The sequence below is a fragment of the Candidatus Poriferisocius sp. genome, assembly GCF_965219775.1.
Taxonomy (GTDB): Bacteria; Actinomycetota; Acidimicrobiia; order Acidimicrobiales; family Bin134; genus Poriferisocius.
Genome location: NZ_OZ244793.1, coordinates 1,868,878 through 1,892,899, shown reverse-complemented (window position 1 = coordinate 1,892,899; position 24,022 = coordinate 1,868,878). Strand labels below are relative to the sequence as shown.

21 protein-coding genes and 1 pseudogene are annotated in these 24,022 nt (G+C 67.0%); 11 read left to right on the top strand and 11 right to left on the bottom strand.

The window, feature by feature from the left end:
- Window positions 1-77 precede the first annotated feature (77 nt).
- Window positions 78-2,510, top strand: a complete 2,433-nt coding sequence (locus ACOQPQ_RS08485) for an ABC transporter substrate-binding protein (RefSeq protein WP_420639008.1) — start codon at window positions 78-80, stop codon at window positions 2,508-2,510.
- 63 nt (window positions 2,511-2,573) lie between these two features.
- Here the strand turns inward: ACOQPQ_RS08485 and ACOQPQ_RS08480 are convergent, their stop codons facing one another.
- From ACOQPQ_RS08480 to ACOQPQ_RS08465, 4 genes are read right to left on the bottom strand one after another with little or no spacing between them, the layout of a single operon-like run.
- The gene (locus ACOQPQ_RS08480; RefSeq protein ID WP_420639007.1) at window positions 2,574-3,314 is read right to left on the bottom strand and encodes an ABC transporter ATP-binding protein; all 741 of its coding nucleotides are present in this window, start codon (window positions 3,312-3,314) and stop codon (window positions 2,574-2,576) included.
- Window positions 3,311-4,240: an ABC transporter ATP-binding protein gene (locus ACOQPQ_RS08475; RefSeq protein WP_420639006.1), complete on the bottom strand. Its 930-nt coding sequence runs from the start codon at window positions 4,238-4,240 to the stop codon at window positions 3,311-3,313. The genes ACOQPQ_RS08480 and ACOQPQ_RS08475 overlap by 4 nt, the downstream gene beginning before the upstream one ends.
- Window positions 4,230-5,237 (bottom strand): branched-chain amino acid ABC transporter permease, encoded by a 1,008-nt coding sequence (locus tag ACOQPQ_RS08470; RefSeq protein WP_420639005.1) that lies wholly within the window; start codon window positions 5,235-5,237, stop codon window positions 4,230-4,232. The genes ACOQPQ_RS08475 and ACOQPQ_RS08470 overlap by 11 nt, the downstream gene beginning before the upstream one ends.
- Complete coding sequence (locus tag ACOQPQ_RS08465; RefSeq protein ID WP_420639004.1) at window positions 5,238-6,521, bottom strand: branched-chain amino acid ABC transporter permease; 1,284 nt, start codon at window positions 6,519-6,521, stop codon at window positions 5,238-5,240. It abuts the gene before it with no gap.
- A gap of 102 nt (window positions 6,522-6,623) precedes the next feature.
- On the opposite strand from ACOQPQ_RS08465, the gene larE reads away from it, so the two are divergent.
- From larE to ACOQPQ_RS08440, 5 genes are all read left to right on the top strand, one after another.
- The gene (gene larE, locus ACOQPQ_RS08460) at window positions 6,624-7,400 is read left to right on the top strand and encodes an ATP-dependent sacrificial sulfur transferase LarE (protein ID WP_420640380.1); all 777 of its coding nucleotides are present in this window, start codon (window positions 6,624-6,626) and stop codon (window positions 7,398-7,400) included.
- 134 nt (window positions 7,401-7,534) lie between these two features.
- The gene (locus tag ACOQPQ_RS08455; RefSeq protein WP_420639003.1) at window positions 7,535-7,936 is read left to right on the top strand and encodes a hypothetical protein; all 402 of its coding nucleotides are present in this window, start codon (window positions 7,535-7,537) and stop codon (window positions 7,934-7,936) included.
- 78 nt (window positions 7,937-8,014) lie between these two features.
- Complete coding sequence (locus tag ACOQPQ_RS08450) at window positions 8,015-9,208, top strand: ammonium transporter (RefSeq protein WP_420639002.1); 1,194 nt, start codon at window positions 8,015-8,017, stop codon at window positions 9,206-9,208.
- Window positions 9,209-9,307: 99 nt separating this feature from the next.
- Entirely contained in the window at window positions 9,308-11,647 is a 2,340-nt protein-coding gene (locus ACOQPQ_RS08445; RefSeq protein ID WP_420639001.1) for a [protein-PII] uridylyltransferase, read from the top strand.
- A gap of 52 nt (window positions 11,648-11,699) precedes the next feature.
- Entirely contained in the window at window positions 11,700-12,389 is a 690-nt protein-coding gene (locus ACOQPQ_RS08440; RefSeq protein ID WP_420639000.1) for an NUDIX hydrolase N-terminal domain-containing protein, read from the top strand.
- 4 nt (window positions 12,390-12,393) lie between these two features.
- Here the strand turns inward: ACOQPQ_RS08440 and ACOQPQ_RS08435 are convergent, their stop codons facing one another.
- Window positions 12,394-13,608, bottom strand: a complete 1,215-nt coding sequence (locus tag ACOQPQ_RS08435) for a DUF222 domain-containing protein (RefSeq protein WP_420638999.1) — start codon at window positions 13,606-13,608, stop codon at window positions 12,394-12,396.
- Between the two features lie 1,246 nt (window positions 13,609-14,854).
- On the opposite strand from ACOQPQ_RS08435, the gene ACOQPQ_RS08430 reads away from it, so the two are divergent.
- The 3 genes and pseudogenes from ACOQPQ_RS08430 (at window position 14,855) to ACOQPQ_RS08420 (ending at window position 16,477) form a co-directional block, all read left to right on the top strand.
- On the top strand, window positions 14,855-15,481 hold the full coding sequence (locus ACOQPQ_RS08430) for a hypothetical protein (protein WP_420638998.1): 627 nt from the start codon (window positions 14,855-14,857) through the stop codon (window positions 15,479-15,481).
- Window positions 15,482-15,625: 144 nt separating this feature from the next.
- Window positions 15,626-15,790, top strand: a pseudogene (locus tag ACOQPQ_RS08425) (helix-turn-helix domain-containing protein); the annotation flags it as partial.
- 87 nt (window positions 15,791-15,877) lie between these two features.
- Window positions 15,878-16,477 (top strand): MT-A70 family methyltransferase, encoded by a 600-nt coding sequence (locus ACOQPQ_RS08420; RefSeq protein ID WP_420640379.1) that lies wholly within the window; start codon window positions 15,878-15,880, stop codon window positions 16,475-16,477.
- A 20-nt stretch (window positions 16,478-16,497) separates the two neighbouring features.
- Here the strand turns inward: ACOQPQ_RS08420 and ACOQPQ_RS08415 are convergent, their stop codons facing one another.
- Window positions 16,498-17,367 carry a BglII/BstYI family type II restriction endonuclease gene (locus ACOQPQ_RS08415; protein WP_420638997.1) on the bottom strand — a complete coding sequence of 290 codons (870 nt, stop codon included), beginning with the start codon at window positions 17,365-17,367 and terminating at the stop codon, window positions 16,498-16,500.
- A gap of 9 nt (window positions 17,368-17,376) precedes the next feature.
- Window positions 17,377-18,267: a PAC2 family protein gene (locus tag ACOQPQ_RS08410; protein ID WP_420638996.1), complete on the bottom strand. Its 891-nt coding sequence runs from the start codon at window positions 18,265-18,267 to the stop codon at window positions 17,377-17,379.
- A gap of 109 nt (window positions 18,268-18,376) precedes the next feature.
- On the opposite strand from ACOQPQ_RS08410, the gene ACOQPQ_RS08405 reads away from it, so the two are divergent.
- Window positions 18,377-18,811: a GNAT family N-acetyltransferase gene (locus ACOQPQ_RS08405; RefSeq protein WP_420638995.1), complete on the top strand. Its 435-nt coding sequence runs from the start codon at window positions 18,377-18,379 to the stop codon at window positions 18,809-18,811.
- 34 nt (window positions 18,812-18,845) lie between these two features.
- On the opposite strand, the gene ACOQPQ_RS08400 is transcribed toward ACOQPQ_RS08405, so the two are convergent.
- Genes ACOQPQ_RS08400 through ACOQPQ_RS08385 form a run of 4 tightly spaced genes read right to left on the bottom strand, consistent with a single transcriptional unit; the run spans window position 18,846 to window position 22,001 of the window.
- The gene (locus tag ACOQPQ_RS08400; RefSeq protein ID WP_420638994.1) at window positions 18,846-19,862 is read right to left on the bottom strand and encodes an ABC transporter ATP-binding protein; all 1,017 of its coding nucleotides are present in this window, start codon (window positions 19,860-19,862) and stop codon (window positions 18,846-18,848) included.
- A 33-nt stretch (window positions 19,863-19,895) separates the two neighbouring features.
- Window positions 19,896-20,966 (bottom strand): ABC transporter ATP-binding protein, encoded by a 1,071-nt coding sequence (locus tag ACOQPQ_RS08395; RefSeq protein ID WP_420638993.1) that lies wholly within the window; start codon window positions 20,964-20,966, stop codon window positions 19,896-19,898.
- Window positions 20,956-21,801 carry an RDD family protein gene (locus tag ACOQPQ_RS08390; protein WP_420638992.1) on the bottom strand — a complete coding sequence of 282 codons (846 nt, stop codon included), beginning with the start codon at window positions 21,799-21,801 and terminating at the stop codon, window positions 20,956-20,958. Before ACOQPQ_RS08390 ends, ACOQPQ_RS08395 begins: the two co-directional genes overlap by 11 nt.
- Window positions 21,798-22,001, bottom strand: coding sequence for an ArsC/Spx/MgsR family protein (locus ACOQPQ_RS08385; RefSeq protein ID WP_420638991.1), 204 nt, complete (start codon window positions 21,999-22,001; stop codon window positions 21,798-21,800). The genes ACOQPQ_RS08390 and ACOQPQ_RS08385 overlap by 4 nt, the downstream gene beginning before the upstream one ends.
- Before the next feature lie 258 nt (window positions 22,002-22,259).
- On the opposite strand from ACOQPQ_RS08385, the gene ACOQPQ_RS08380 reads away from it, so the two are divergent.
- Window positions 22,260-24,002 (top strand): N-acyl-D-amino-acid deacylase family protein, encoded by a 1,743-nt coding sequence (locus ACOQPQ_RS08380; RefSeq protein WP_420638990.1) that lies wholly within the window; start codon window positions 22,260-22,262, stop codon window positions 24,000-24,002.
- Window positions 24,003-24,022 lie beyond the last annotated feature (20 nt).

Sequence of the window (24,022 nt, the reverse complement as noted above, 5' to 3'; positions counted from 1 at the left end):
CCCTACAATGCGATGACGAGTTCCTTGGAGGTCTTGAGGCAATGACTACGGCAACGAACACGGCAAAGGGCAAGACGATGTCCAAGTTCTGGCTGCGGATGCTGGCCGGTCTGGCGGTTCTGGCCCTGGTGGCCACCGCCTGTGGGAACGACGACGACGATCAGCCCGACGGGGCCGATGCCCAGCCCACCGCCGATGCCACGGCCGCGCCCGAACCGGACGAGACCGCCGCCCCCGCTCCCGCGCCGGCTGGTGATGTGGAGTTGGTGATTGGTCGGGTGATGCCGGAGACGGGTGCGTTGGCGTTTTTGGCGCCGCCGATGGTTGAGGGTGCCCGGTTGGCGGTTGAGGATATTCAGGCTGCTGGTGGTGCGGTGTCGTTGTTGACGGGTGATACGGGTACGGATCCTGATGTTGCGGTGGAGGCGGTGAACCGTTTGTTGGGTGAGGGTGCTCATGTGATTGTGGGTGCGGCGGCGTCGGGTATTTCGCAGTCGTTCATTCAGACGTTGTATGACGCGCGGGTGCCGCAGTGTTCGCCGTCGAACACGTCGCCGTCGTTTTCGACGCAGGACAACGCGGGGTATTACTTCCGGACGGTGCCGCCGGATGAGGCGGTGTCGCCGATCATCGCGAATGTGGTGGCTGCTGATGGGGCGACGAATGTGGCGATTGTGGCCCGGGCCGATGATTACGGGAGTGCGTTGGCCGGTTTGATGGAGTCGGGTCTGGATGACTTCGGGGTGGCTTCGCAGGTCATCTTGTATTCGCCGGATGAGACGAGTTTCGATGCGACGTTGGGTGAGGTGTCGGCGATGGGTGCCGATGCGGTGGTGTTGATCTCGTTCAGCGAGGGCGCGCAGATCATCCGGGGTGCGTTGGAGGCGGGGGTTCCTGCGTCGGTGATGTACGGGGCCGATGGTATTTTCGACCCGAATCTGGCTGCTGCGGTGGATCCGTCGGATGCGAATGTGTTGGACGGGATGAAGTTGATCGGCGCGGCCGGTGGTGCGGAGTTCAGCGACCGGTTGGCGGAGATCACCGACGGGAACGTGATTTACGGTGGTCAGGCGTACGACTGTGTGGTGGTGATGGCGTTGGCGGCGTTGGCGGCGGGTTCCACCGACGGCACCGAGATCATCAATCAGGTGCAGGCGGTGACTGGTGGGGGCACCAAGTGCACGACTTATGAGCAGTGCGCCGGGTTGTTGGCCGACGGGGCCGACATCGATTACGACGGGGTGTCGGGTCCGTTGGACCTCGACGCGGTGGGCGACCCCACCTGGGGCCGTTACATCATCGCCCAATTCCAAGACGGCGCCCTGGTACCCATCGACAGCCAAGACGTCAATCTCGGAGCCATGGACGAGGATCCGGGCGACGGCGCCGCTTCGGGTGAGCAGCCGGAGTTGGTGATTGGTCGGGTGATGCCGGAGACGGGTGCGTTGGCGTTTTTGGCGCCGCCGATGGTTGAGGGTGCCCGGTTGGCGGTTGAGGATATTCAGGCTGCTGGTGGTGCGGTGTCGTTGTTGACGGGTGATACGGGTACGGATCCTGATGTTGCGGTGGAGGCGGTGAACCGTTTGTTGGGTGAGGGTGCTCATGTGATTGTGGGTGCGGCGGCGTCGGGTATTTCGCAGTCGTTCATTCAGACGTTGTATGACGCGCGGGTGCCGCAGTGTTCGCCGTCGAACACGTCGCCGTCGTTTTCGACGCAGGACAACGCGGGGTATTACTTCCGGACGGTGCCGCCGGATGAGGCGGTGTCGCCGATCATCGCGAATGTGGTGGCTGCTGATGGGGCGACGAATGTGGCGATTGTGGCCCGGGCCGATGATTACGGGAGTGCGTTGGCCGGTTTGATGGAGTCGGGTCTGGATGACTTCGGGGTGGCTTCGCAGGTCATCTTGTATTCGCCGGATGAGACGAGTTTCGATGCGACGTTGGGTGAGGTGTCGGCGATGGGTGCCGATGCGGTGGTGTTGATCTCGTTCAGCGAGGGCGCGCAGATCATCCGGGGTGCGTTGGAGGCGGGGGTTCCTGCGTCGGTGATGTACGGGGCCGATGGTATTTTCGACCCGAATCTGGCTGCTGCGGTGGATCCGTCGGATGCGAATGTGTTGGACGGGATGAAGTTGATCGGCGCGGCCGGTGGTGCGGAGTTCAGCGACCGGTTGGCGGAGATCACCGACGGGAACGTGATTTACGGTGGTCAGGCGTACGACTGTGTGGTGGTGATGGCGTTGGCGGCGTTGGCGGCGGGTTCCACCGACGGCACCGAGATCATCAATCAGGTGCAGGCGGTGACTGGTGGGGGCACCAAGTGCACGACTTATGAGCAGTGCGCCGGGTTGTTGGCCGACGGGGCCGACATCGATTACGACGGGGTGTCGGGTCCGTTGGACCTCGACGCGGTGGGCGACCCCACCTGGGGCCGTTACATCATCGCCCAATTCCAAGACGGCGCCCTGGTACCCATCGACAGCCAAGACGTGGACCTGGATTCGTAATCCCATCTCGTGGCGCGGGCCGGGCGTCGCCGAAAGCGGCGGCGTCCGGTTTGACGCCGCTGCTCAAGCTCGGGCCAGGGTGCCCAAGTAGAGCTGGATCACCTGAGGATCGCTCAGCAGGTCATCGCCGGTGCCGGTGTGGGCGTTGGTGCCTTGGTCCAGCACGTACCCCCGGTCACAAATCTGCAAGCAGCGTCGGGCGTTCTGCTCCACCACGATCAGCGACACCCCCAGGCCGGTGATGTGGGTGATCCGCTCGAACACCTGGTCCTGATAGGCGGGGGACAGCCCGGCCGAGGGCTCGTCCAACAGCACCACCTTGGGGTCCATCATGAGCGCCCGACCGATGGCCACCATCTGGCGCTCGCCCCCGGAGAGCCCGTCGGCTCGTTGGCTGCTCCGCTCGGCCAACAGGGGAAAGAGCTCGGCGACCTGGGCGAACCGCTCCTCGAACATCTTGGGGGCCTGGAACACCCCCATCTCCAGGTTCTCCCGGATGGACAGCCGGGGGAACACGTTCTGGGTTTGCGGCACGTAGCTGACGCCCTGGGTCACCAGGTCATGGGGGCTCTGGCCGGTGATGTCGTCATCCCCCAGACGAATGGTGCCCGAGCGAACGTCGACCAAGCCGAAGATCGCCTTCAACAGGGTGGATTTGCCCGCCCCGTTGGGGCCGATCACCCCGATGATCTCGTTGGGGAACAGCTCCACCGAGCAGCCGTTCAAGATGTCGATGCCGGGCAGGTAGCCGGCCACCACGTTGTGGGCCTGCAACAAGGAACGGGGGCTGGCGTCGCCGTTCACGCACCGCTCCCCTCGTCCACGGCGTCCGGTCCGGTGACCGGAGGGGCCTCGCCGCCGTTCTGAGTCGCCCGGTCGCGCCGCCCCAGGTAGGCGTCGATCACCACGTCGTCGTGGATGACCTTCCATGGCCCGCCTTCGGCGATCACCTTCCCCTGGGCCAGCACCACCACCCAGTCGCTGATGCCGGTCACCACGTCCATGTCGTGCTCGATGAAAACCACGCTCACCCCGTCGACGGCCAGGGCGGTGACATGGCCCATCAGCGACTGGGCCAGGGCAGGGTTCACCCCGGCCATGGGCTCATCCAGCATGATCAGCTTGGGGTCGGTCATCAGGGCGCGGGCCACCTCCAGCAGCTTGCGCTGGCCTCCCGAGAGGGTGCCGGCCAACTCGTCGCGCATGTGGGCCAGGTTGAACCGATCCAACAGTTGCTCGGCCTTGTGGATGTTGGCCTGCTCCTGGGCCTGCCAGGCCGATCGAAACGGGGCGGCCCACAGCCGCTCGCCCACCTGGTTGGGGGCGCCCAGTAGCACGTTCTGGATGACCGGGAGCTTGGCCAACGACTTGGTGAGCTGGAAGGTGCGGATCATGCCCTGGCGGGCCAGTTGATCGGGGGCGGGCGACGTGACCGGTCGGCCGTCGAAGCTCCACCGACCTCGGTCGGCCCGGTCGAAGCCGGTCAGCAAGTTGAACAGGGTGGTTTTGCCCGCCCCGTTGGGGCCGATCAACGAGGTCACGATGCCCCGCTCGATTTCGAGATGGTCCACGTCCACCGCCACCAGCCCGCCGAAGCTCCGCTGCAGCCCTTCGATCACCAAGATGGGGTCGGGCTTGGCCACTCCCGGCACCGGGTGAACGGTCAAGATGGGCTCCACCTCGGTGTCGGTGGGCGGCGTGATGGTGCTCGGGGGCGCGTCAGGGGGCATCGAGCTGCATTTCCGTTCGGTTGCCGGTGATGCCCTGAGGCCGGAACAACATGAGCAGCACCAAGGTCAAGCCCACCATGCACACGCTGATGATGCCCTCGCTGCCCTCCAGGAAGTTGGCCACGACATCGGGCAGCCAGGCCTCGGCGGTGAGCTGACGCAGGAACGATTCGATCCACTCCCGCAGGAACCAGAACAAGATGGCCCCCAGCACCGGACCCAGATACGTGGCGGCCCCGCCCAACAGCAGGGCGGTGTAGGTGAAGAAGGTCACCTGGGGCCGAAACCCGTTGGGATCGGCGCCCGACGTCTTGATGGCGTCGACCACGCCGGCCAGCCCGCCGAAGAACCCGCCGATGATCAACGCCTGCATCCGGTACAAGAACACGTTCTTGCCCAGGCTGCGGGCCGCGTCCGGCTCCTCCCGGATGGACTTGACCACCCGACCCCAGGGGCTGCGCATGATCAGGAACACCACCAGGCTGGCCAGCGCCACCAGCACCCAACCCACGGTGATCACCCACATCTGCTGGCCGGTGAACGAGAAGGTGCCGAACCCGTAGCGATCCTGGGGTCCGTGAGCGTAGGGATTCAGATCGAAGAACGAACCGGCGTCGAAGCTGATGCTGAGCGGCCCGCCGGTCAGGCCGATGGCGTCGGTGGAGCCGATGAGGATGCGGATGATCTCGGCGGCCGCAATGGTGACGATGGCGAACAGCACCGCCTGCAGCCGCAGGGTGGGAAAGCCCAGGGCCACCGCCAGGGCCACGGCCACCAACAGGCCGACGGGGATCCCCAACCACAGCGACCACCCGAAGGTGGCCACCGAGACGCTGGTGCCGTAGGCCCCGAGCAGCATGAACCCCACCTGGCCGAAGTTGAGCAGCCCGGTGAAGCCGAAGTGGACGTTCAAGCCGGTGGCGGCCAAGGCCAGAATCACCGCCTCGGGTCCGAAGGCCGCTCGGGCGGCGTTGCCGAAGATGATGTCGAACTCCACCTAACCCACCCGTTCCCTCAGGCCGAACAGGCCCTGCGGTCGCACCAGCAGCACCACGATGAGCACCGCCAGCGGGACCACGAACTTGAGTTCGGGCGAGATCCACAGCGTGCTCAGCTCGGTGGACACGCCGATGATGAGCGACCCGACCAGGGCACCGTAGGCGGTGCCCAACCCCCCCAGCTCGACCCCGGCGAAGATCAACAACAAGAGCTGGAAGCCCAGGAAGGGGTCGATGTCGGTGTCGAGCCCCTGGAACACGCCACCCAGCCCGGCCAGGGCGGCCCCCAGGATCCACACCACCAGGATCACCCGGTTGACGTTGATGCCCGACACCGCGGCCAGCTCGGCGTTGTCGGCCACCGCCCGGGTGGCCTTGCCGAATCGCGTCTTCTGGAACATCACCCCGATGGCGATCAGCACCACCACGATCACCCCGATGGTGGCCAGCTCCCGGGGAGTGACCGACCACGGGCCGAACTCCCAGCGGTCCTGCACCTGGTAGTCGGCGTAGGGCAGCGGCTCCGCGCCGAAGAAGAGCTGAATGAGCTGGCGACCGGCCAGCGACATGCCGATGGTGATCACCACGAGCTGGAAGATACCCAGCTTCCGGGCCCGCAGCGGGCGGAACAGCCCCGACTCCAACCCCGCGCCAAGTGTCCCGCAGACCACCAGCGTCAACACCGCGGCCCAGATCAGGTTCAAATCACCCCAGGAGCTGTTGAAGTACCAGGCGATCACCGCCCCGAAGGTGACCAGCTCGCCGTGGGCGAAGTTGACCAACCCGGTGGTGCCGTAGATGAGCGACAGTCCGATGGCGCTCATGGCGATGATCAGCCCGAACTTGAACCCGCTGAACAGGGTCTGGGCGAAACGCTCGCCGAACGGGGTCCCCTGGGGGGCGCCCCCCACGGCAAAGACCACCGCCCGCCGGGGTTGGTCCGGTTCGAGGGTGGCCACCACGGTGGCGTCCTGGCCCTCGCGCAGCGAAAGCCCCTCGGGGAGCGTGTCGGTGGTGATGGTGACCGCGTAGTCGCCCGGTGCGGGCACCACGATCGACCACCGGCCGCTCTCGTCGGTGGTGGCCCGCCCCACTTCGGCGCCGTCGGTGGTGGTGGCCACGATTTCCACGTCGGCGAAGAACTGGTCGAAGCCCAACCGGATGGTTCCCTCCAGCGCTTGGGAGGCGGTGTCAGGGCCGGTGTCGGGCTGGGTGGAAGCCGACGCGGCCCAGGCCAACAGGATGCAGCCCATGAGCCCGAGCACCGCTGCCGTCTTGCCCACGCCGGCTACCTTAGGTTGTGGCGACCACACCTGGCTCGATCCCGAGGGGGCTCTGCATTTCTTCGGCATCGGTTCGGGGGCCACAATGGTGCGGTGGGCGACATGGAGCGTTTGCGGCGCGACCTGGCGGGGCTGGATCGGGTGGTGGTGGCCTTCAGCGGGGGTGTCGATTCGTCGCTGTTGGCCTGGGTGGCCTACGACGAGCTGGGCGACCGGGCCGAGGCGGTCACCGCGGTGTCCCCGTCGCTGGCCCCGGCCGAGAGGCAGGACTGCGCGGCCCTGGCCGGGGAGTTGGGCCTGGTGTGGCGCGAGGTGCACACCCAGGAAATGGAGCGGGCCGCCTACGTGGCCAACGACGGGGACCGCTGCTACTGGTGCAAGGACGCCCTCATGGACGCCTTGGCCCCGGTGGCGGAGGCTCGATCGGCCACCGTGTTGCTGGGTGTGAACACCGACGATCTGGTGGATCACCGACCCGGCCAGAGAGCCGCCGCCGAACGGGGAGCTCGCTTCCCCTTGGTGGATGCCGGATTCTCCAAGGCCGATGTGCGCCAGTGGTCCCGGCGGTACGGGTTGCGCACCTGGGACAAGCCGGCCGCACCCTGTTTGGCCTCCCGGATCCCCTACGGAACTCCGGTGACCCTGGGGGCGCTGGCCTCGGTGGCCGATGCCGAGGCCGCCCTGCGGGCCCTGGGGTTCGGCGAGCTGCGGGTGCGCCACCACGGCACCCTGGCCCGCATCGAGGTGCCCCTCGACCGGTTGGAGGCGGTGGTGGCCCAGCGGGAGGACGTGGTGGCCGCCCTGCATCAGGCCGGGTACCGCGACGTCACCGTCGATCTGCAGGGCCTGCGCTCGGGCAACCTCAACGCCGCCTTGTGAAGGCGACGATTGCTCCCGGTGAGCGGACGCCCGGTGAGCACCGTGGCCTCTGAGCGGCGGCCAAGTTGACGGCGACCCCAGAGGAGCAACTGGCGGCCCATGGGCAAGAGCTAGCTGACGGCATCCGCCGGGCGATGCCCGATTGGGTGGTGGCCGCCGTGCAGCGGCGCCTGGGTGATGTGTCACCGGAGATCCAGCGGGCCGCGCAGGCCGCCGGGCAGGCCGCGGCCGCCGCTGTGGGCGACGAGGTGGCCGACCTGTTGGCCGCCGACATCGATCAGCAGCGGGAGAATCCCCTCGCCGTGGTCCGCCGGGCGGTCCGGTTTCCCACCGAGGTGCTGCGGCAGGCTGGGGTTGCCCCGGTGGCGCGGGACCATTTTGCCGCCACCCGCTTCCCCGAGGACGTCTACGACCTGGCCCCGGCCACCTTTGCCGATCTGCACCCCGATCTGCACCAGCCGGGGCTGGAGTGGGGGGCGGCCAAGGCGTTCGTCCATCGCCGCCGCCGGGCCGCCACCGAGACGCAGTCCCCGTAACCGGAGGGCCGGGGTCCACTAAGCTGGCCCACCAAGAGCCAACTCTGATGGAACCAAGGGTTCATCGAAGGAGGAGACATGGGCGATACCGCATGGGTTCTGGTGTGCGCGGCTTTGGTGATGTTCATGGTGCCGGGCTTGGCGCTGTTCTACGGCGGCATGGTCGGGGCCAAGAACATGCTCAACATGCTGAATATGAACCTCTACTGCCTGGGGGTGGTTCCCATCTTGTGGGTGCTCTTCGGCTACGGGTTCGCCTCCGGTAACTGGAGTTTCCCCCTGTTCGGCGATTTCGACGCCCTATTCCTGGAGGGCCTCGACGACGAGGTGTCCAAGCGGGAGTTCGTGTTCGGGATGACCTTTGCCGTCATCACCCCGGCGCTGATCTCCGGGGCGGTGGCCGCCCGCATGAAGTTCAGCGCCTGGGCCGTCTTCGTCCCGCTGTGGTCGTTCCTGGTGTATTCCCCAGTGGTCTACTGGATCTACGCGGGAGAGGGTTGGATCAAGGAGCTGCCCGCCCACGACTTCGCCGGAGGAACGGCCATCCACATCAACGCCGGCATTGCCGCTCTGGCCCTCGTGATGGTCCTCGGCCCCCGGCGGGGTTGGCCGGCCGACGTGGATCTGCCCCACAACCTGCCGTTCGTGATGTTGGGTGCCGGCATCCTGTGGTTCGGCTGGTTCGGCTTCAACGCCGGGTCGGCCCTGGCTGCCGATGGGGCGGCGGCCCACGCGTTCCTGACGACATTCTTGGCCGCAGCCGCGGGCATGTGCGGCTGGATGGTGATCGAGATCATTCGCGGGGGCAAGCCCACCTCACTGGGCATTGCGTCCGGGGTGGTTGCCGGTCTGGTGGCCATCACCCCGGCCGCCGGGTTCGTGGGCGCCTTGGCGGCCATCGTCATTGGCGCGGCCGCCGGCGTGCTGTGCTTTCTGGCCATCAGCCTCAAGCGACACTTCAACTACGACGACAGCTTGGATGTGGTCGGCGTCCACATGTTCGGCGGCATCATCGGCGGGGTCCTCATCGGATTCTTCGCCGACGCCGGTGCGGTTCCCGGCGGCGACTTCATCAACGGTGTCTTCTTCGGCGGCGGGGAGCTGTTGTTGAACCAGGTCATATCCATCGTGGCGGTGATGGCCTACAGCTTCGTGGTCACCTACGTGATCGCCCGGGTGCTCAAGGCCACCATGGGGCTGCGGGCCACCGTGGAGGAAGAGGTCACCGGCCTTGATCAGACCCAGCACGCCGAGTTGGCCTACAACCACTAGTTGCCCCTGACCAGCAGGCCCGCCGCTCTGCGGCGGTAATGGCGCGGCGGGCCGTGGTCACCGCTCCGACCACCGGCAAGAGCCACTAGGGTCGCGCCCATGGCACCGACGACCGCGGGCAAGCTGAACCGGGAACAGTTTCTGGCCGAGAGCGGCCTGTCGGGCACGGTGTTGTGCCGATCCCTGTCCCGTCACGTGGATGAATGGCTCCAGGCCATCTTCGACGCCGAGGTGGAGGATCACGACGGGGTGGCGCTGGTGGCGGTGGGGGGCTACGGCCGGGCCGAGCTCAGCCCCCAGAGCGACATCGACGTGCAACTGCTGCACCGGGATCGCCTCGACATCAGCGAGATCGCCTCCCGGCTCTGGTATCCGGTGTGGGACGAGGGGCTCAAGTTGGGGCACTCGGTGCGGTCGCCCAAGGAGGCCAAGGAGCTGACCAAGGTCGACCTGGACACCGCCACATCGCTGTTGGAGGCCCGCCACATCGCGGGCGACGAGGCCCTCACCCAGGATCTGATCGACTACACCGCCAACCAGTGGCGGCGTCGGGCCCAGCAGTGGTTGCCGGAAATGGCCACGCGGGTGGCCGACCGCCATGCCCACAGCGGCGAGGTGGCCTTCAAGGTGTCACCCGAACTGAAGGAGGGCCGGGGCGGGTTGCGGGACGTACACGCCCTGCGCTGGGCCGAGGCCGCCGGATTCCCGGTGGACGACGCCGACAAGCGCAAGCTGCGCGACGGCTACGAGGTGCTGCTGGCGGCTCGGGTGGAACTGCACCGGGTGACCGGCCGCCCCGGCGACACCCTGCAACTGGAGGATCAGGACGCGGTGGCCGCTGCGCTGGAGTATGCCGACGCCGACGTGCTGATGGCCGACGTGGCCGCCGCCGGTCGGTCCATATCCTGGATCAGCGACGAGTACTGGTTTAGGTGGCAACAGCCCGAACCGGCCAATGAGCGCCGCCTGCGCCGTAAGCGCACCAGCGCCGCCCCCGCCGAGGCCGCCATCGGCGATGGGGTGTTCGCCGCCGGGGGTCTGGCCGTGCTCGATCCCGAAGCGGACCTCACCGATCCCTGTACCGCCCTGCGCTTTGCCCGAGCGGCGGCCACCCACCAATTGCGCATGGACAGGGAGGGCCTGGATCAGCTCCGGGAACACATGGCCCCCATGCCCGACCCGTGGCCCGACCCCGCCCGCGGGTTGCTGGTGGACCTGTTGTTGGCCGGAAAGGCCGCCCTGCCCGCCATCGAGGCCCTTGACCAGTCGGAACTGTTCGTTCGCATCCTGCCCGAGTGGGAGCCCACCCGCAGCCGGCCTCAACGCAACCCCTACCACCAGTTCACCGTGGATCGGCACCTGTGCGAGGCCGCCGCGTTGGCCGCCGAGCTGGTGGAGCGGGTGGATCGGCCCGACCTGTTGGTGATAGGCGCTTGGCTCCACGACATCGGCAAGGGGTATCCCGGCGACCACACCGAGGTGGGCATGGAGTTGGTGTCCGACATCACCCACCGCATGGGCTTTCCCCCCACTGATGTGGATGTGCTGGTGGCCCTGGTGGAGCATCATCTCCTGCTGCCCGACGTGGCCACCCGGCGCGACTTGGAGGATCCCGACACCATCGCCGAGGTGTCCCGCAAGGTGCGCTCGGTGGACACGCTGCGCCTGTTGGGAGCGCTCACCGAGGCCGATTCCCGGGCCACCGGCCCCTCGGCGTGGAGCAACTGGAAGTCGGGGCTGGTGCAGGAGTTGGTGGCTCGCTGCGCCCACGTGGCCGAGGGGGGCAGCATCGACGAGATCACCTCCCGCTTCCCCACTCCCGAACAGCGCCTCATGATGGAGGTGGGCCGCCGCATCGTGCTGGGCGACGGCGACACCCTGACGGTGCTCGCCCCCGACCGCCACGGCATGTTCTCCCGGGTGGCCGGCGTGTTGGCCCTCAACGGCCTGCGGGTGCTGTTGGCCGCGGCCCATTCCGAGTACGGGATGGCCTTGGAGCGGTTCCAGGTGGAGAGCATCCTGGGGTTGCCCATCGACTGGCCCCAGGTCACCGGCCACGTCGAGCAGGCTCTGGCTGGCCGGTTGGCCATCGAGGCCCGGCTCACCGAGCGCATCAACGCCTACGGGACGGCCATCAACGAATCGTCCCCGCCGGTGGTGCCCCCCAAGCTGACCGTGGACAACGAGCTGTCGTCCACCGCCACCATCGTGGAGTTGGCCACCAAGTCCCGCGTCGGCCTGCTCAGCCGGGTGACCAGTGCCCTGTCCCAGCTCGATCTCGACATCTTGAGCGCCAAGGTGCAGGACTTGGGCGGCGACGTGGTCCACGCCTACTACCTCCGTGACGCCCAGGGCGAGAAGGTGACCGACCCCGACTACATCAGCGAGATCAAGCGGGCGCTGAACCATGCCATCGACAGTTGCACCATACGGGGATGAATGACCGGCGCTTTTGGCCGCCACCGGAAGGGTCGTTCCGGCGGCCCCGACCATGACCGATAGCAGCGAGCCTGCGCCGATGGCGGGCCACGACGACTTGCGGCGGTGGTCGGAGACCCTGGCCGGCATCGCCCGCACCGGACTGGCCTTCACGGAGAACCGCTACGAGCAGGAGCGTTTCGAGGAGGTGCTGCACGTGGCCGCCGACATCGCGGCCACCCTGAGCGCCGGGTGGACGCCCGACCGGTTCGTGGCCGAGTGGATGAAGTCGGTGGGCGACGGGGTGCCCGGTTACGTGACCCCCAAGGTGGCCGTGGGCGCGGTGGTGGGCAACGACGACGGGGAGATCCTGCTGGTGCAGCGGGCCGACTCGGGGGTGTGGCTGTATCCCACCGGCTGGGCCGATGTGGGCTACTCCCCGTCGGAGATCGTGGTGAAGGAGGTGGCCGAGGAGACCGGCATCGCGTGCGAGGTGGAGCGGCCCATCGCCATCCACGACGGCCTGCGCCGGGGGTTCACCACCGTGCCCATGTACTCCCTGGTGTTTCTGTGCCGGGCGGTGGGCGGTGAGCTGACCCCCCACCCCCTGGAATGCCGAGCCGTGGGGTTCTACGGACCGGACAACCTGCCCGAGGGCATGCGCAACAGCGAGTGGTGGTTGACCCACGCCTTCGCCGCCATTCGCGGCGACCCCGTCGAGTTCCTCTTCGATCCCCCCCGCACCCCACCCTGGCGCCCCTGATTCTTCATTTTCGGAGTATGGGGTTGGTTTGGGGTGGGGGTGGGGTGTTGGTGGTTCCGTGGGTGGGGAAGGGGTCGGGTGGGGGGTGGGTGTGCCACCGGTTGGTGTGGGGGTTGTGGGTGACGGTCCAGTGGTGGTCGTGGATGTTGTGGTGGCAGTCGTTGCAGACGAGTGCGAGGTTGGCGAGGTCGGTGGGGCCGCCTTCGGACCAGAATTTGATGTGGTGGGCGAAGCATCGGTGGGCGGTGGTGCCGCATCCGATGCAGTGTTGGTCCCGGTAGGTGAGGGCGGCTCGTTGGGTGGTGGTGGCGGTGCGGCGTTTGCGGCCGAGGTTCATTTCTTGGGTGGCGGCCCGGTACACGCCGGGCAGGATGTCGGCGTCACACGCCAACCGGACCAGTTCGGCGGCGGGGATGGGGGTCCCGTCGGAGAGGCGGGCGTCGGTGAGTTGTTGGTTGACGACGTCGTAGTCGGCGACGACCAACAGGGCGGTGCCTGCTGTTTTGCCTTTTTCGGGTTCGAGGATCAACTCGGCCAACGCGTCGGCCGTGCGCTGTTGGGAACTGCGCCGGGCTTTGGGGTCTTCTTGGTTCCACAGTTCACGTACTTTGGCGGCCAACACGGTGTCGATGTGGGCCCCGGTGATCGGGTCGAACTCTGCGGAGAGCACGAACATGCCGGACTCGGGTCGGGTGAACACCCGGGCACTGCGCTTCTGGAGTCTGTGTTCGTGGAGGGCGTGGCCGTCGTCACCGGAGGCTTCGTGTTGGTGGCGGGCCATGGTCCGGGCGAACGTGTCGTAGTCCTGGTGGGTGGCTGCTTGCACCATCAACGACTCGTCGATCGGCCCCTCGGATGCGGCCCGGGCGATCAACCGGGCGTGACCGGCGGGTATCACCCCGGCACCCAACGCGTCGGAAGTGGCAGCCAGCCCGGCGAGGCGCCCTGCGGTTTCCACCTCGGTGCGGGCGGCCCGCTTCGACGACCGGGTTTCCTGCCGGGCGATCCTGCCTGCTTCCACCGGACTGTGACGACGAGCCAACTCGGCCAACGTCTGTGCCTTCATGGCCGACAAACAAGACTCCGCCCGCCCGATCACCCCCAACCGGTCCCGCAACCGGTCATCGGACAACGAACCCACGTCCACCGGCACCGGCCACACCACCGCCCCGGCGCCTCTGGGGGTGGCCTCTGAAGTGCTCCCAACAGTTCTGCTCACGACCCCTCCTCCCCGAAGACGGCCCCCGGACCAACCGGGCTGAATAACACTGATGTCATTCTACCGGCCCCGGTGACACAACCCAACCGAACATCGGTCCTCCCCGACCCACCGGTCGGCACAAAACCCCAGGTCACAACCCCAAAATCCATGCCCCCACCCTACCCACCACCAGTGACAACATCCCCCTGCCCCACCAGAAGAAGAGGTCCATCCCCACACGACCGGACCGGGTAATCCGTGCCGAGCACTGGGTCAGTCAGATGCTGCGAGTAACCGGCCGGCTCATGGCGCCCCTTCGTGGGCCCGCACGGCCGCGGCGACCGCCCCGGTACTTGGATTGCCTCCCCACTTGCTGGAGCCTGAGGAATGCCCTCAGGCTTGAGCACTGCCGCACGCAGGTCGCGGACATTCCGGGGCCCCGAGACCACCACCCCCATGCGCCAGCCGATCTCAACCCGCGCCGTCCCAGCCCGGCAAAGAAACAGCCCCAACCAGGTGGTTGGGGCCGTCAGGCCGAGGCTGCTCACCTCGGTGGGGTTCGCTCAGAATAACACGACGGCCACCACCGGTCGGTCGCTGACATGACAACCAGCCATCATGGCTGATCCGTCGCGACAACCGGTGGTGTGTTGGGGCTGTCCGGGGGGGTCCCAGCCACCCACACCCCCCACGACAACGCGAATTTCGATGAGCGCAGAACGCGACAACCAGCGGGCGCTCACAGACCCACCCCCCGTTCACTGAGCAGCAGAACTCTGTTGCGGGGCTGAGGCGCGGGAGTTGTCACCGGGCGTCTGTAGGGTGGCGCTTTCACTCGGGCTCGGAAGCGCCCCTCAAATGCCCCAGGAGACTTCATCCAGATGTTGCGGTCAGGATCGAGGTCTACTCTCGAACCCGGAGTTGGAGACTCATGATGCAGCCTAGGACGTGCAGGGAAGCAGTCATGGAGGCGATGAGCCTTCTTGAGGGCCAGCACGGCCCACAGGTGTTTGCGGTCGAAGAAATCGTCCGGGAGGTTGAGTCGAACTGGTCCCGTTGGAAGTCGTCCACGATCAGGAACCACGTATGCAGTCACATGGTGCGCGGAGTATCAAGCTACGGATGGGCAGACCTCGAGCGAATTGGGCGGGGGCAGTACCGCAGGGCAGCCCTGGATCCAACTGCTGGGTCGGTGGGCGGGACTGAGGCGGGAGGCTCGGCACCATTTCGGCTGTCAGCGTCCGGCCGTCGAGGGTCCAGACCGGTGATTCAGGATGGGGCGAAGCTCCTCGATGAGGTGTTGGCGGGCGCCGGCTACCGCTCGGTCGAGGCTGCGGTGGCTGCCCATACGATCTTCCTCGATCCTGCAACAGTGGAACAGTCCGAGGGCAAGGCGATCTTCCCCGTGGTGCGCGACGCAACCAGGCGCGATGAGATCGCCGAACTGCCGCCCCATGGGACCGTGCTCTACGACGACAACACCACACCGACTCGTGTGTTCTTGTGGGCGGCACAGCGTAAGAAGGGGCCGGACGTGCAGTTCAACCACGTCTGGCCGACCTCAAAGGATCCTCACTCCTACACGGCCCTGTGGAACGTGTGTTGCACCCCGGCTTTCCTCGCCAAGACCACCGACACGCATCCTGTGGTCCGCGACATGATCAGGTACCGATCCTGGGACCTCTACGGGATGATCCCAGATGGCGAGGGCGCCCCCCTGAAGCCAGAAGGCTACGACGAGCTGGTTTGGGCCGACGCCCCGCCTGCCGTTGAGAACCTTGAAGAGCTCTTCCGCAAGCGGCTTGCGTCGGCACCCAAGAGCAGGCCTGCTCGCGCCGCTCGGGTTATCGGCTGGGCCTTCTCCGACGGCCCGGACCCCGAAATCCGGTGAGGTGCCGGGCGGCAGAAACGTGTCGCGTGGCAGGGAGCGCGCAAGCTGTCACCGGGCGTCTGTATGGTGGCGCTCTCACTCGGGCTCGGAAGCGCCCCCCAAATACCCCAGGAGACGTAACTCAGGTGTTACGGTCAGAATCAGATGGCCTCGAACGTGTTGTTGACGGAGTTGGACGACGCCCGCCGCAGGGCGGGGCTGTCGAAGTCCGAGTTGGCCCGGCTGGCCGGCACGCAGCCCGCATCGGTCCGGCGGCTGCTTTCCGGCAACGGTCACAACCCGCAGATTTCCACCCTGGCCGCTCTGGCCGATGTGCTGGGACACGAAATCCGGGTGTTGCCCAAGTCGAGGGAAGAGTTGGCTGCGGCGGCCGAGCCGAAGCCAGGGGCCTTGCCAGTGGCCGACGATCTTCGCTTGCTGGAGGGAGGGCCGTTCTCCACGGTCCTCGCTGATCCACCCTGGCGGTTCATGAACCGCACCGGCAAGGTCGCCCCCGAGCATCGGCGGCTCTCCCGGTACGACACGATGACCACTGCCGAGATTCGGGCCCTTCCCCTTCCGGAGATCGTGTCCGACAAGGCACACCTCTATCTGTGGGTGCCGAACGCGCTGATAGCCGACGGGCTGCAGGTGATGGAGTCCTGGGGCTTCACCTACAAGTCGAACATCGTGTGGGCCAAGCGACGCAAGGACGGTGGGCCCGACGGTAGAGGAGTCGGGTTCTACTTCCGTAACGTCACCGAGCTGATCTTGTTCGGGGTCCGGGGCAGCATGAGAACCCTGGCACCCGGCCGCAGCCAGGTGAACATGATCGAAACCCGCAAGCGGGAGCATTCGCGCAAGCCCGATGAGCAATATGAGATCATTGAAGGCTGTTCCCCTGGCCCCTACCTGGAAATGTTCGCCCGCTACCCAAGAGCAGGCTGGGTCTCCTGGGGCCTTGAAGCTGAAGAGGGCGTCACCCCAAGAGGCCAGACCTACCCTGCCTATCGCTGAGCAATCGAGCCTCCATAATTTCACTCGCTTCCAACAGGTGGCATGAGGCCAAACGCCTCTCTACGCATTTCCTCATAGATTGGCTTGGCTTCTTCCCAACTAGCAAAAGTGTCACGCCACGACGCTCTCAGTGTTTCAGCTTCATCCAATTTCGCCCGGACTCTCTCGGCCAGCTCGATGCCTTGGATGCGTTCGGGCAGAATGCCTATGAGCAGAAGCGGACACTCGCCACCGCCACCGAGGTTGACTCTGGGGATCAGTTTGTCCCAGTGGGTGGTGGATCCACCGTACTTGAACCCACCATCCTTGCTCTGTATGACGCCCGAAATGAGGTCTTGAAGACCTCTACCTCGGGTGACAACGACCCCGACGGCGATTGCCCCCTCGTGGTGAAGTGCTTGGAAGTTGATGAGGTCACGATCGAAGAAGGGATCCTTGTTGTTCCATTCCATCTCTACCGCGATGCCAGGAAGTGGCTGCTCCAGGGATCCGAGGCCGAACATATCGATCTCATGGCTCCTTACTTTCGACACAGGTGTCAGGTTGCCTTCGAATCCAATTGCCTTTTCGATGGAGATTTTCTGCTTACCCCAGATTCTGGTGTCTTGCTCGAGTTGAGTAGCCAGAGACTCATCGAACCGCTTCACGAAGACAGTTCTTCCACCCCCGCCCCTTCTAAGTTCATCGAGAGTGGGATTGAATTGCTCCAGTGCCCTTCTCAGGTCGTGAAATCGGTTGGGAAAGGCCTCCTTGAGAATGACATCGGCGTGGCGGGTTGCCTTGTAGTCGTAGCCGGGGGGTAGGCCGCTGACGGTGATGTCCCGGACCTGTCCGGCGAGGTCTGCTGGGGCTTGGGCTGTGTCGTCTTCGTTGCTCTGGTTGTCGGGCACGGGGGGAGGTCAGGTGGGTTGGTCGCGGAGGAATTGTTCGATTTGGTGGACGAGTTCGTCGGGGTCGGTGGAGCTCATGTCGTCCATCTCGTCGGATTCCTCGGCCTGTTGGTCGTAGGCGCTCTCCAGTTGGGCGATGTAGTCGGAGGTCTCGTCGGCTTGGGCGGCCAACTCGGACACGTGACGTTCGTAGCTTTCGGCCATTTCCTCCAGCTCGGAAGTTTCGGGTGAGATGTCGAGCAGCGTCCCCAGCCTGCGTATGAGGGCCAGCGAGGCCTTGGGAGAGGGGATCTCCGAGGCGTAGCCCGGCACCGCCGCCCACAGCGAGGCGGTGTGCAGTCCCGCTCGGGAACAGGCGTTGTGGAGCACTCCCACGATGCCGGTGGGTCCCTCGTAGGCCGACGGTGTGAGCCCCAGTTGTTCGGCCACGGCCGGATTGTCGCTGCTGCCGTAGATGGGGGTGGGTCGGGTGTGGGGTACGTCGGCCAGCAAGGCCCCGACGGTGACCACCATGGGGCTGTCGAGCCGTCGGGCCATCTCCACGATCTGTTGGCTGAAGGTCCGCCACTTGAGTTGCGGCTCCGTGCCCACCAGCAAGGCAACCTCGGTGTCGTCGCCGTCGGCGGTTTCGACGCCGGGGATGGTGGCGGCCAGCAGGTCGTTGCTGGGCCAGATGAGCGAGCGGGTGCCGTCGTCGTTGAGTTGGAGCTGGGGGCGGGTGTCGGCGAAGTCGTAGAAGGGTTCGGGATCCAGCGTGGCCAGATCGCTGGTCTCCCAACGTGCGGCCAGCCACGCCAAGGCCCCCGAGGCGGCGTCGCCCGCATCGTTCCACCCGGTGAACGCGGCCACCAGGGCCGGTCGCCCGCCGGGTGTCCCTCGTAGCCAGGTGGTCAACGGCACCCGCCCAAACTATCGCCCCCCGCCCCGGTTCTCCTTCTTGGACTCAGCGGCATCGGGTGACGTGTTCTGGGTGAATGCCGACGAGCCTCCGGGTCGGTAGTCTCCCGCCATGGCGGTTGAGGTCACCGAGGCCACCGAGGTCAACACCGAGCTGGAGGAGGCCTTCCGGCGACTGACCCCGCAGTTGTCGTCGTCCAACCCCCCGCCGTCGGCTGAGGCCCTGGGCGAGATTGTCGCCTCGGACGCCACCCGGCTGTTGGTGGCCCGCTCCGGCAACGGCGACATCGTTGGCAGCCTGACCCTGGTGGTGGTGCGCATCCCCACCGGGTTGCGGGCCATCATCGAGGACGTGGTGGTGGACGAGAGCCACCGCGGCCTGGGCGTGGGCCGCGCCCTCAACGAGGTGGCGTTGGAGATGGCACAACGAGCCGGCGCAGTGACCGTGGACCTCACCTCCCGCCCCTCGAGGGAAGCCGCCAACCGCCTCTATCTGCGCCTCGGCTTCGAGGTTCGCGACACCAACGTCTACCGCTACACCCTGTAGCGACCCTGTAGCCCTGTAGCAACAGGGTCGGCGACTACGCGCCGTTGCCGTTGACGCTGACGGGCACCTCATTGGGGAAATGGCAGGCCACGTAGTGGTCGGGGGCGATCTCCCGGAGTTCCGGCTCCTCGGTGGAGCACAAGTCCTGCACCTTCTCGCACCGGGTGCGGAACCGACATCCCGACGGCGGGTTGATGGGCGACGGCAGCTCGCCGGTGATCTGGCGGTCGGACACCGGCTGGTCGGGGTCGGGCTCGGGAATGGAGGCCAGCAGCACGTCGGTGTAGGGGTGGGCGGGATGGGCGTAGAGGGTGTCGGGGCCGGCCACCTCGCACACCTTGCCCAGATACATCACCACCACCCGGTCGGACACGTTCTTGACCACGGCCAGGTCGTGGGCGATGAACACCAGCGTCAGCCCGTAACGGTCCTTCATCTCCTCCAGCAGGTTGAGGATCTGGGCCTGCACCGATACGTCGAGGGCCGACACCGGCTCGTCGCAGATGATCACCTTGGGGTCGAGCACCAGGGCCCGGGCGATGCAGATGCGCTGGCACTGGCCCCCGGAGAACTGGTGGGGCCGCCGGTCGGACACCACCTCGGGGTCGAGCCCCACGGCGTCGAGCACCTCGTTCACCTTCTGGGACGACTGGGCACCGCTGTCGTTGTGCCAGATCGACAAGCCCTCGGCCACGATGTCCTTCACCTTGCGCCGGGGATTCAGCGACGAAATCGGGTCCTGGAAGATCATCTGCATCCGGGTGCGGGTCCGGCGCAGGTCCTCCTTGGACAGATCGGTCATCTCCACCCCGTCGAAGCGCACCGATCCCGACGTGGGGGACGGCAACTGCATCATGGCCCGACCGGTGGTGGACTTGCCGCAGCCCGACTCGCCCACCACGCCCAGGGTCTCGCCCTCCAGGATGTCGAAGCTGATGCCCGACACGGCGTGGACCACCGCTCGTCTACCGGCGGGGAACTCCACCACCAGGTCCTCCACCGACACCAGGGCCTGATCGCCCCTCATGTGGGCCTTGCCTGTTCCAGCCATTGCTGAGTCCTCCTCGATTGGGTGCTTGCCGCGCTAGGACACCGCGGCGGCGGTCAGGTCCAAGCCCGCGGCGGTGATCCCGGACTCCTGGTTGGCGGCCAGCGCCTGGGCGTTCTCCGTCGACCCCACCGGGTAGAAGCAGGCCTGGCGGTGGCCGGTCTGGCCGGTGTCGAACAGCTCCGGCTCCTCGGTGAGGCACCGCTCCTGCGCATAACGGCACCGGGGGGCGAACCGGCAGCCCACCAGCTCCAGCACCATGTCGGGCGGGCGGCCGCTGATGGCGTCGAGGCGGGTGTGGCTCTGGTGCTCCACCCGGGGGATCGACTTGAACAGTGCCTCGGTGTAGGGGTGGTTCATGTGGTGGAACAGCGTGGTGGTGTCGGCCGTCTCCACCATCTTCCCGGCGTACATCACCCCGATGCGCCGGGCCCGGCCGGCCACCACGCCGAGGTCGTGGGTGATGAGGATCATGGCCATGCCCAGCTCGTCCTGCAGCGAGCCCAAAAGGTCGAGGATCTGCTTTTGCACGGTCACGTCCAGCGCGGTGGTGGGCTCGTCGGCGATCAGCAGCTTGGGGTTGCAGGCCAAGGCAATGGCGATGGTGACCCGCTGGCGCATCCCGCCGGACAACTGGTGGGGATACTCCCGGAGCCGCTTGCGGGGCTCGGGGATGCCCACCTGCACCATCAGCTCCAGCGCCCGGTCCATGGCCTCCTGCTTGGAGGCCCCGAGGTGGTAGCGGATCGACTCGGTGATCTGCACCCCCACCTTCTTGACCGGGTTGAGCGAGGTCATCGGGTCCTGGAAGATCATGGCCATCTGGGTACCCCAGAAGTGCTTGGCCTCGCTGCGGCTCAGGTTGCGGGTGTCCTTGCCGTCGAAGAACACCTCGGAGCCGTCGGGCACGATGGCGTTGCTGGTCAAGATGTTCATGATCGACCGCACCAGCACCGACTTGCCCGACCCCGACTCGCCCACGATGCCGATGGTCTCTCCCTTGTCCAACGAGAAGCTCACCCCGTCGACCGCCTTGAGGATTCCCCTGGGCGTGTCGAAATAGGTGCGGAGGTTCTCCACCTCCAGCAGCGGACGCTCAGCTTCCACGGCTCTCCCCCCGTTGTTCTCCGACCGACCCGGGGCGGCGGGCCTCGGTGGCGCCGCCTCCCGGTCGTGTCGATGCCGACCTGGTTGTGGCCGACATGGTAAGCGAATCTTGGCGCCGCCGGGAATCCCGAGACGGTTGGCGGCCGGCGGGGGGCTGATTGCGGCGGCGGCCGGGCAGATCACCGATGCCGCCGAAGATCCCCAACAGCCCGTACTTGCGCCGAATCTGGGCCCGAACCGACAGGGGTCGGCCGAACTCGTCGAGCACCTCGTCGGGCTGGTCGCCGGGATCCTCCTTGTCGCGGTCGTACGCGATCACCGTGGTACCCGCCAGCCAATCCGACACCGTGCGGCGACGGCGGTCGAAGGCCACCGGCAAGTAGGTGGCGGCGTTCACCACCAGCCCGCCGAACAGCACCGGCGGCACCGCCCACGACGCCCCGCCCACCAGCCAGCGGAGCGCACACCGGCCCAGCCCGAGATGGCTGCCGTCGGCGGTGCGCACCGCCCGGAGGTTCATGAGGTCCATGGCCGGGGTCTGCCCCTCGTTCCAGCGCAGGAACACCATGGTGTAGACGAAGTGGAAGAACACGTACACCAGCACGGCGGCCGACGCCCGCCCCCAGGGGTCGGGCTGCCAGCGGGTGGACACGTCGTCCATGAACCACAGCAACTGGATCACCGTGAGCATCCACTGAATGAAGAACACGGTGATGGCGTCGATGAGCCGGGCCAGCGCCCGCCGCCACACCGCGGCCACCGGGAAGGGCAGCCCGCCGGGGCCCGCCACCAGCATTTCTCCCCCCGAGCGCGCCGTCACCGGTGTCGTGGTCACAACAGCTCTTCGACCAGCTCCGAGGGCCGGGCGATCACCGCCCGGTCACCCCGCACCACCACCGGGCGCTGCATCAGCTTGGGGTGCTCCAGCAACAGGTCGATCACCGCATCGGCCTCCTGATAGTCGTCGATGTCCAGCCCGAGTTGCTTGAAGTGGTTGTCGCGCCGAACCAGCTCGGAGGGTTCGTTGGGCAGCATCTCCAGGAACCGCTCCAGGTCGGACCGGCTGAGGGGGGTGTCCAGGTACTTGATGACGTCGAACTCGACGCCGCGCGCCTCGAGAATCTCCAGCGCGCCCCGGGACTTGCCTCAACCAGGGTTGTGATACACGGCGATCTCAGCCATGGCGAGATGCTACCCCACCCCCGCCCGGCACGGTGCGGGCCGCCGAAGGCCGGGCCTGCCGACCCCGTGCGGGGTGGGATGGGGGTGGGTGAGGAGGCCTAGGATGGGGCGATGGCACATGACGTGGTGATCTCCGGTGGTTTGATCGTGGACGGGACGGGGGGTGAGCCGTTCGTGGGCGACGTGGCCATCGACGGGGACCGCATCTCCGGGGTGTACGCCGGGGGCAACCCCGACCTCCGGGCCGACGAGATCATCGACGCCGACGGCCTGGTGGTGACGCCGGGCTTCGTGGACTGCCACACCCACTACGACGGCCAGGTGACCTGGGACCCGGTGCTGGAGCCGTCGGCCCACCACGGGGTGACCACCGTGATGATGGGCAACTGCGGGGTGGGGTTCGCCCCGGTGCGACCCGGCACCGAGGAGTGGCTCATCCAGCTCATGGAGGGGGTGGAGGACATCCCCGGCGCCGCCCTTTCGGAGGGCATCACCTGGGAGTGGGAGACCTTCCCCGAGTACCTCGACGCCCTGGAGCGCAAGCCCTTGTCGATGGACATCGGCTGCCAGGTGCCCCACGGCGCCGTGCGGGCCTACGTGATGGGGGAGCGGGGCGCCCGCAACGAACCGGCCAACCCCGAGGACATCGCCCAGATGCGCGAGATCGTGGCCGACGCCCTGCGGGCCGGGGCCTTCGGCTTCTCCACGTCGCGCACCATCGCCCACAAAGCCATCGACGGCGAACCGGTGCCCGGCACTTTCGCCGCCGAGGACGAGTTGTTCGGCATCGGCGAGGCCCTGGCCGAGGTGGGCCACGGCCTGTACGAGCTGGCCCCCGCCGGCGTGGTCGGCGAGGACCTGGCCGCCCCGGCCAAGGAGGTCGACTGGATGCGCCGCCTGTCGGCCGCCACCGGCCGCCCGGTCACCTTCGCCCTGGTGCAGATCGACGCCGCCCCCGGGATGTGGCGGGAGATCATGGATCTGTCGGCCGACGCCGCCGCCGAGGGCGCCCAACTCCACCCCCAGGTGGCCCCCCGCTGCAACGGCGTGCTCATCGGGCTGCAGACCAACCACGCCTTCAGCAGCCGCCCCAGCTTCGCCGAGATCGCCGAGCTGCCCCTGGCCGAGCTGGTGGCCGAACTCCGCCGACCCGAGCGCAAGGCGGCCATCCTGGCCGAGTCGAGTTCGTTCACCAACCCGTTCGCCGAGTACATGGGCACCCAGCTTCAACGCATCTATGTGCTGGGCGACCCGCCCGACTACGAGCCCGGCCCGGAGCGGTCGGTGGCCGCCATCGCCGAGGCCCAGGGGCGCGACACCGAAGACCTGCTGTACGAACTCCTGCTGGAGGACGACGGGCGGGCCCTGTTGTTGTTCCCGTTCCTCAACTACAGCGACGGCAACGCCGATGCCGTGCGGGAGATGTTCCTGCACCCCTCGGGGGTGTCGGGGCTGTCCGACGGCGGTGCCCACTGCGGGGCCATCTGCGACGCCTCCATGCCCACCTGGCTGCTCACCTTCTGGGCCCGCGACCGCCGGCGGGGCGAGCGGCTTCCGCTGGAGTACGTGGTGCAGAAGCAGTCCCGTGACACCGCTCGGCTGTTCGGCCTGACCGACCGGGGCACCCTGGAGCCGGGCATGAAGGCCGACCTGAACATCATCGACCACGACCGGCTCACGCTGCACCCGCCGAAGTTGGTGGCCGACCTGCCCGCCGGCGGACAGCGGTTCGACCAGCAGGCCACCGGGTACGTGGCCACCATGGTGAGCGGCGTGGTGACCCGCCGCCACGGGGTGTCCACCGGGGCCACTCCCGGCAAGCTGCTCCGGGCCGGGGCCACCAACGGCCACTAACCGGCAACCAGTAGTCGACA